This window comes from Kitasatospora sp. NPDC086801, assembly GCF_044745805.1.
Classification (GTDB): domain Bacteria; phylum Actinomycetota; class Actinomycetes; order Streptomycetales; family Streptomycetaceae; genus Kitasatospora.
The window spans coordinates 1-6,308 of record NZ_JBIVAX010000016.1 but is presented as its reverse complement, the minus strand read 5'-3'; the positions used below and the strand labels follow the sequence as shown (position 1 = coordinate 6,308).

Below are 6,308 nucleotides of genomic sequence, written 5' to 3'. Positions count from 1 at the left end.
TCCTTCTAGTTCGCGGAGATCTTCTTGGTGACGAATTCGTCGATCGCGGTGAGCGAGACGAAGACGTTCACGAGGATGTCCTCCGGGGATATCTCGACGGAGAACTCGGACTCCAGGAACTTCATCATCCTGACGTAGCCGAACGAGTCGATGACCCCCGCCTTGAACAGGTCGGTGTCCGGGGTGATCACCTCGTCGAACTCGAAGAGGAAACGGTCCTCCAGGTACTGCCGGATCGTGTCCGTCGTGGTTGTCATGTGTCACACTCCAGCCCTGATTTTGAACACCATGTGAGTGAGGGCCAGGCCCCCGATTTCGGTGAATTCCAGCCCGGCGTCGTCGTCGAGCAGCCCGCGGACGCTGTCGGTCCAGCGCACCGGGGCGACCAGTTGCTCCGTGAGCATGCGCGTCACCTGCCCCGGCTCGTAGGGCCGGCCCGTGACGTTGGAGACGACGGGCGTGCCGGGTTCGGCGAAACTGAACTCCGTCAGGAACTCGGCGAACCGCGCCCTGGCCGGCTCCATGTACCGGGAGTGGAACGGCGCGCTCACCTTCAGCCGTACGAAGCGGATCTCCCGGCCCTCCAGGCAGGCGTGCGCCGCCTCCAGGACGGACGGGGTGCCCGCGATGACCACCTGCGAGCCGGTGTTGAGGCCGGCGATGTCGACGCCGTCGACGCCGTCCTCCGCGAGGATCTCCAGCAGTCGCGCGGGCGGTGTGTTCATGACCGCGGTCATGCCGCCCCCGGAGGCCGCCGCCATCAGTTCGCCGCGTTTGGCGACCAGCCGCAGCCCCGTCTCGAAGTCGAAGACGCCGGCCGCGAGCAGGGCGTTGTACTCGCCCAGGCTGTGCCCCAGGTAGACGTCCGCCGGCCGGTCCTCGCGGTGGACCCGCTCGAAGGTCCGCAGCGCGTTGACGACGAACAGCGCCGGCTGGGTGTACTCCGTACGGCCCAGCAGACCGTCCGGGTCCTCCGTGCACAAGGAGACCAGGTCGTACCCCAGCACGTCGGAGGCGAAATGGACCAGCCCTGGATATCGTTCGAAGACCTCTCCCCCCATTCCCTTTTCCTGACTTCCCTGACCAGCAAAGATGACCGCCAGCACGACTCTCCCTCAACCCGCTGCTATCTGCTGACCTGTACTGATCCGCGCCCGACGCGCCCCGACCGCGACCGCGGATCCGAGCACGTCCAGGAACGCCCTACCGCGGCTGCTCATGGCCAGATCGGGCATCATGGCCGCGCCCAGGGAAGCGGTCGGCAGGTCTCCGACCAGCTCCACCTCGCGGACCCTGCCCCCGTCCAACGTCGTTGCGGTCCGGGCGCGTTGATACATCAGGGCGAACCCCGCACCGGCGGCCACCAGGCCGCGCAGTGTCTCGGGGCTCGTCGTCGTCACGACCCGCGGCAGGCGGACGCCCGCGCGGGAGAACATCCGCTCGACGTGGCGGAGCACGGTCGGGACGTTCAGGGCGACCAGCGGTCTACCGGCCAGCTCGTCCAGGGTGAGCGGACCGGCCAGGCCCAACGGGTCGTCATCCGCCAGCAGGGCGTGCACCGGAAGTTCGACCAGCGGGTGGAACCTGGACTCGCCCGACAGGAAGTCGTAGGTCACCGCCAGTTCGCAGCGGCCGTCCTGGAGGAACTCCAACAACCGGTCCGCGGACGCCTCGTGGATGTTCAGCTTCAGCGCCCCGTGCCGCTCCCGGGCCATCCGGTGGACCAGGGGCAGCAGGAACGGGGCGATCGGGAGGAAGAACCCGACGTCGAGCTGACCGGCGGTGTCGCCCGCCAGCGCATCGCCCTGCGCCTTGAGGCTGCTGGCCTGCCCCAGCAACGCGCGTGCCTCCCGCACCAGGTGGCGGCCGCTCGGCGTCAGGGAGACCCCGCGGGCATGGTGACGGAGCAACAGCTGAACACCGAGCTGGCGCTCCAGCCGCATGATCGCCGACGAGACCGTCGACTGCGAGGCGCACAGCTTCTCCGCCGCCTCCGATATGTTGCCGATCTCGGCGGAAACGACGAAGTAGCGCAATTGAGTGAGGCTGAATCCCAAACGATCGGTCATAGTGCGCGGAAACCTTTTCCCGGAGTCTGACCATGCGGATTTTCGGGGTTGGCGGCGCCAACTCCGGAGAAGTCCTGAAATTCGGTGACGAACCACGGGCGATCAGCCCGCGGCGGATCCGTGAACAGCGCGCCGGGGCACGGGAAGCAGGCCTCGGTGCGCAGGGTGAAACCCGTCGGCAGCCGCCACGGCGGCCGCCCCTGCGGAGCGGGCCACCCGGACGCGTTCGGCCTCGGGTCGTTCGAAGTGTTCGAGCGGTACGGCGAGTTCATACCCGCCGCGGCGTCAACTCGACTTTCTCGGCCCGGTACCGGGCGACGCGGCCCGGCTAGCGGCCGGGTCCGGTCTCCTTGACGCCGACGCGCGCAAACGGCTAGACACCGAGCTATTCCGGTCCAGTATTATCTGCCGGAGGTAGCCCAATCCCGGAATCGCTCCAGGGAACGGGGTGACGGGGACATGTGCGTTGACCATGGTGACACTTTCCTCAGCTCCGTCAGAGACGAGAAGCTATCGGGCGGGATGTCGCAGTCCAGGTTCACGTGACATGAGCAGATCACATACACAGAGAGCACAAAAGCGGACAAGTCTCCGATGAGCGTGCCCAGGTTGCCCAGCTGGAAGCGGGCCACGTGTCACACGGTAACTGAAAGGTTACCGGTTAACAAGTTGGAGCAAGTGCACGAATGGATGAAACGCAGGCGGTATGGCAGCTGTGGGTGCAGAGCCGTCCTGACCTCGACTTATCGTCGATGGAGATCATCGGCGGCCTCCGGCACGCACACGCGATGCTGGAGTTCCTGCTTGAACCTGTGTTCGAAGCGGCGGCCGTCAGCTCGTCGGAGTTCGACGTGCTCTACCACCTCCGCCACTCGACCGAGCCGACGATCGCGCGCCGTCTCGCCACCTCGATGGGAAGGTCGCCAGCCGCGCTGAGCAAGGCGCTGGCCAAGCTGGAACGGCGCGCCCTCGTGGTCCGGACGGTCAACCCCGCGGACCGGCGCGCCGCGCTGGTCTCCATCACCGAGGCCGGCGCGGCCGCCGTCGACGACGTCATGCCCAAGCGCCTGGCCATCGAGCAACGGGTCCTCGGGGCACTCGGCGACGAACAGAGCTCACAGGTCCGGACCGCCCTGCGGCGTCTCGCCGAAGCCGTCGAGACCCAGGCCCTGCGCGGCCAGCCCGCCTGCCCCGAGGCCTCCACCGCCACCCCGGCCCGGACACCGCCGCGTTCGCTGTCCCGCGAGTCCCCCTCCCGCCCCCCGCGCGCGCCCCGACGGCAGTTCGCCAGCGCCAAGCCTCCCCGGAGCGGCTACCCGACGGAGCTGTGACCGGCACGGCCGCCGCCACCGGAACCGCCCCGAGCCCCCGACAGCGGAACAGCCCGCCAGCAGAGCTGGCGGGCTGTCGGACAGGACCGCTGTCGCGCAGGGCCGAGGCTAGCGCGGCTTCTTGAAGCCCAGCGTCGTCGCGTCCTGCTGAACCAGCGCACCGGGCACTACTGGCAGCTCAACCAGACCGGCGCCTACGCGCTGCAACGCCTCCTGGACGGCTGCACCCTGGACCACGTGGCCGAGGAGTTCGCGGCCCACTTCGGCATCGCCCCGGCCCAGGCACAGCAGGACCTCACCGCGATGACCGGACAACTCCGGTCGTCCGGGCTGGTCGAGACCGGCTGACTCCCGGGCCACGGGGACGGAACGGAGCCGCACACCCGATGCTGCGACAGCTGTGGGCCCTGACCCGGGGGCAGCGGCGCCCCTTGGCCGCCGCCCTGCTCCTCACCCTGATCGCCGCCACCGTGGGCGTCGCGCAGCCCCTGGCCGCGAAGGGCGTGGTCGACGCGCTCACCGCGCACCGACCGCTCCTCCTGCCCGTCACCGTCCTCGTCCTGCTCCTGCTGGCCCAGGCGTCGATCGGCGCCTTCGCCGTCTTCCTGCTGGAGCGCACGGGCGAGCGGTTCGTCCTGGGCATGCGCACCAGGCTCAGCTCGCACCTGCTGCGGGTCCGGTTGCACACCTTCGACCGCCTGCGCGTCGGCGACCTCATGGCGCGCGCCTCGACGGACGTGGTCGTCCTGCGCGAGGCGCTGACGCACGTCTCCGTCCAGATCGCCACCAACCTGTGCGTCGCCCTGGGGAGCGTCGTCGCCATGTTCGTGCTGGATCCGGTCCTGATGCTGCTCGTCCTGGGCGTGCTCCTCGGGTGCGGCCTCGTGATCAACCGGCTGTCGGCGGAGGTCGGCCGCTCGTCGACGGAGTTGCAGACCGCCGTCGGAGCGATCTCGGCCGGACTGGAACGAGCCCTGTCGGCCCTGCGGACCGTCCGGGCCAACCGTGCCGAACAACGGGAGATCGACCACCTCGACACACTGGCCCACCGCGCCTACGACGCCGCGCTGCGCAGCGCCCGGCTCACGGCCGTGATCGCCCCCACGGCCCAACTGGCCATCAACGCCGCCTTCGTCCTGGTGCTGCTGGGCGGTGCGGCCCGGATCGACCAAGGCGCCCTCTCGCTCGGCGCCCTCGTGGCGATGCTGCTGTACGCCACCCAGCTCACGGGGCCCGTCACCGAACTGATGGCGGGCATCGCCTCGGTGCACAGGGCCAAGGGCTCCAACGAACGCATCCACGAGGTCTACGCGCTCCCCACCGAGGACGGAACCGGCGAGGACAGCACCGGCGAGGACGGCACCAGCGCCACCACGGCCGGCCGCAGCACACCGGGTCGGCAGCCGGACCAGGGCCCGCCGTCGGCCGCTTCGCTGGAGATCCGCGATCTGCGGTTCGGCTACAGCCCCGACGCACCGGTCCTCCGGGGGCTGTCACTCACCGTTCCCGCGCACGCGCTCGTGGCCCTGGTCGGCCCGTCCGGGGCCGGCAAGTCGACCGCCTTCGCCCTGATCAACCGGTTCTACGAGCCGTGGAGCGGCAGCATCCGCCTGGACGGGCGGCCCGCCGCGGACCTCGGCCTCAAGGAGTGGCGCTCACACCTCGGCTGGGTCGAACAGGACTGCCCGATCCTGCACGGCACCCTGCGGGACAACCTCTGCTACGCCGCCCCGGACGTCACCGACGACCGGCTCTGGGAGGTCCTCGACCTCGTCAACCTCACCGAGAAGGTGCACGGCCTGACGGCGGGGCTCGACACCGAGGTCGGGGAACGCGGGGTACGCCTGTCCAGTGGCGAACGCCAGCGGATCGCCATCGCCCGAGCGGTGCTGGCCCGCCCCCGCCTGCTGCTGATGGACGAACCGACCGCCCACCTCGACCCCGCCAGCGAAGCCGCCCTGACGGTCAACCTGCACGGCCTCCGCAAGGAGTGCGCCCTGCTCGTCATCGCCCACCGGATGTCCACCATCGAAGCGGCGGACACCGTCGTCATGCTCTCGGACGGCACGGCCGCCGCCACCGGACCGTACGCCGAACTCCTGCGCACCCACCCGGGATTCCAACAGCTCTGCGGACACCGGCAGGCCGCGGACCGCGGCTCCGCCACCCCGCCGGTCAACCGGGCCGGGGCGCCGGGGCGTGTTTCATGAATTCGCGCGCCCGGCGGGAACTATGAGACACGCCCCAGGCGCTGTGCTCCGGCGATCCAGCGGCCGCGGCGCATGACGGCGACCAGGTCGTAGCCCGCGGAGTCGAGCACGACCAGGTCGGCGTGCTTGCCCGCCTCCAGCGAGCCGATCGAGTCGGCGAGGCCCAGCAGGCGGGCCGGGGTGGCGGACAGCGACTCGACGGCCTGGTCCAGCGTCAGGCCGTTGACGGTGACCGAGCGCTTGAACGCCACGTCCAGGGTGAGGGTGGAACCCGCGATGGAACTGCCGTCCGGGAGCATCGCGACGCCGTCCCTGACCTCGACCTGGAGCGGGCCGAGCGGGTAGCGGCCGTCGCCCATGCCGGCCGCGCCCATGGCGTCGGTGATCAGGGCGACCCGGGACGCCCCGGCGGTGCCGTAGGCCAGGTCGAGCACGGACGGGTGCAGGTGCACGCCGTCGTTGATCAGCTCGACGGTGACCCGCTCGTCCTCCAGCAGCGCCACGATCGGGCCCGGGGCGCGGTGGGCGATGCCGGGCATGGCGTTGAACAGGTGGGTGGCGACGCTCGCACCGGCGTCGATCGCCTCCAGCGTGGTCGCGTATTCGGAGTCGGTGTGGCCGACGGCCGCGATCACGCCGAGGTCGGCGAGCATCCGCACCGAGTCCAGACCGCCGGGCAGCTCCGGGGCGAGGGTGAC

7 protein-coding genes are annotated in these 6,308 nt (G+C 70.1%); 3 read left to right on the top strand and 4 right to left on the bottom strand.

Translation table 11 applies throughout. From position 1 onward, the window contains the following. Window positions 1-5: 5 nt before the first annotated feature. Genes ACIPLC_RS18770 through ACIPLC_RS18760 form a run of 3 tightly spaced genes read right to left on the bottom strand, consistent with a single transcriptional unit; the run spans window position 6 to window position 2,069 of the window. Window positions 6-257, bottom strand: coding sequence for an acyl carrier protein (locus ACIPLC_RS18770; protein WP_400474106.1), 252 nt, complete (start codon window positions 255-257; stop codon window positions 6-8). Between the two features lie 3 nt (window positions 258-260). Then, window positions 261-1,106 carry an ACP S-malonyltransferase gene (locus tag ACIPLC_RS18765; protein ID WP_400474105.1) on the bottom strand — a complete coding sequence of 282 codons (846 nt, stop codon included), beginning with the start codon at window positions 1,104-1,106 and terminating at the stop codon, window positions 261-263. A 9-nt stretch (window positions 1,107-1,115) separates the two neighbouring features. Next, window positions 1,116-2,069, bottom strand: a complete 954-nt coding sequence (locus tag ACIPLC_RS18760) for a LysR family transcriptional regulator (RefSeq protein WP_400474104.1) — start codon at window positions 2,067-2,069, stop codon at window positions 1,116-1,118. Window positions 2,070-2,755: 686 nt separating this feature from the next. Between ACIPLC_RS18760 and ACIPLC_RS18755 the strand changes: the two genes are divergently transcribed. The 3 genes from ACIPLC_RS18755 to ACIPLC_RS18745 all read left to right on the top strand — a co-directional run bounded on the left by ACIPLC_RS18755 (window position 2,756) and on the right by ACIPLC_RS18745 (window position 5,610). After that, window positions 2,756-3,400, top strand: coding sequence for a MarR family winged helix-turn-helix transcriptional regulator (locus tag ACIPLC_RS18755; RefSeq protein ID WP_400474103.1), 645 nt, complete (start codon window positions 2,756-2,758; stop codon window positions 3,398-3,400). Between the two features lie 144 nt (window positions 3,401-3,544). Next, on the top strand, window positions 3,545-3,748 hold the full coding sequence (locus ACIPLC_RS18750; protein ID WP_400474206.1) for a lasso peptide biosynthesis PqqD family chaperone: 204 nt from the start codon (window positions 3,545-3,547) through the stop codon (window positions 3,746-3,748). A 38-nt stretch (window positions 3,749-3,786) separates the two neighbouring features. Next, window positions 3,787-5,610: an ABC transporter ATP-binding protein gene (locus ACIPLC_RS18745; protein WP_400474102.1), complete on the top strand. Its 1,824-nt coding sequence runs from the start codon at window positions 3,787-3,789 to the stop codon at window positions 5,608-5,610. 20 nt (window positions 5,611-5,630) lie between these two features. On the opposite strand, the gene ACIPLC_RS18740 is transcribed toward ACIPLC_RS18745, so the two are convergent. After that, window positions 5,631-6,308, bottom strand: a 678-nt coding sequence (locus ACIPLC_RS18740; RefSeq protein ID WP_400474101.1) for an N-acetylglucosamine-6-phosphate deacetylase, incomplete at its 5' end; no start/stop codon positions are given.

Excerpts from the sequence above, each read along its gene's own strand:
- ACIPLC_RS18745 (WP_400474102.1), top strand. The coding sequence starts at position 3,787 with ATGCTGCGACAGCTGTGGGCCCTGACCCGGGGGCAGCGGCGCCCCTTG.
- ACIPLC_RS18760 (WP_400474104.1), bottom strand. The coding sequence starts at position 2,069 with ATGACCGATCGTTTGGGATTCAGCCTCACTCAATTGCGCTACTTCGTC.
- ACIPLC_RS18770 (WP_400474106.1), bottom strand. The coding sequence starts at position 257 with ATGACAACCACGACGGACACGATCCGGCAGTACCTGGAGGACCGTTTC.
- ACIPLC_RS18755 (WP_400474103.1), top strand. The coding sequence starts at position 2,756 with ATGGATGAAACGCAGGCGGTATGGCAGCTGTGGGTGCAGAGCCGTCCT.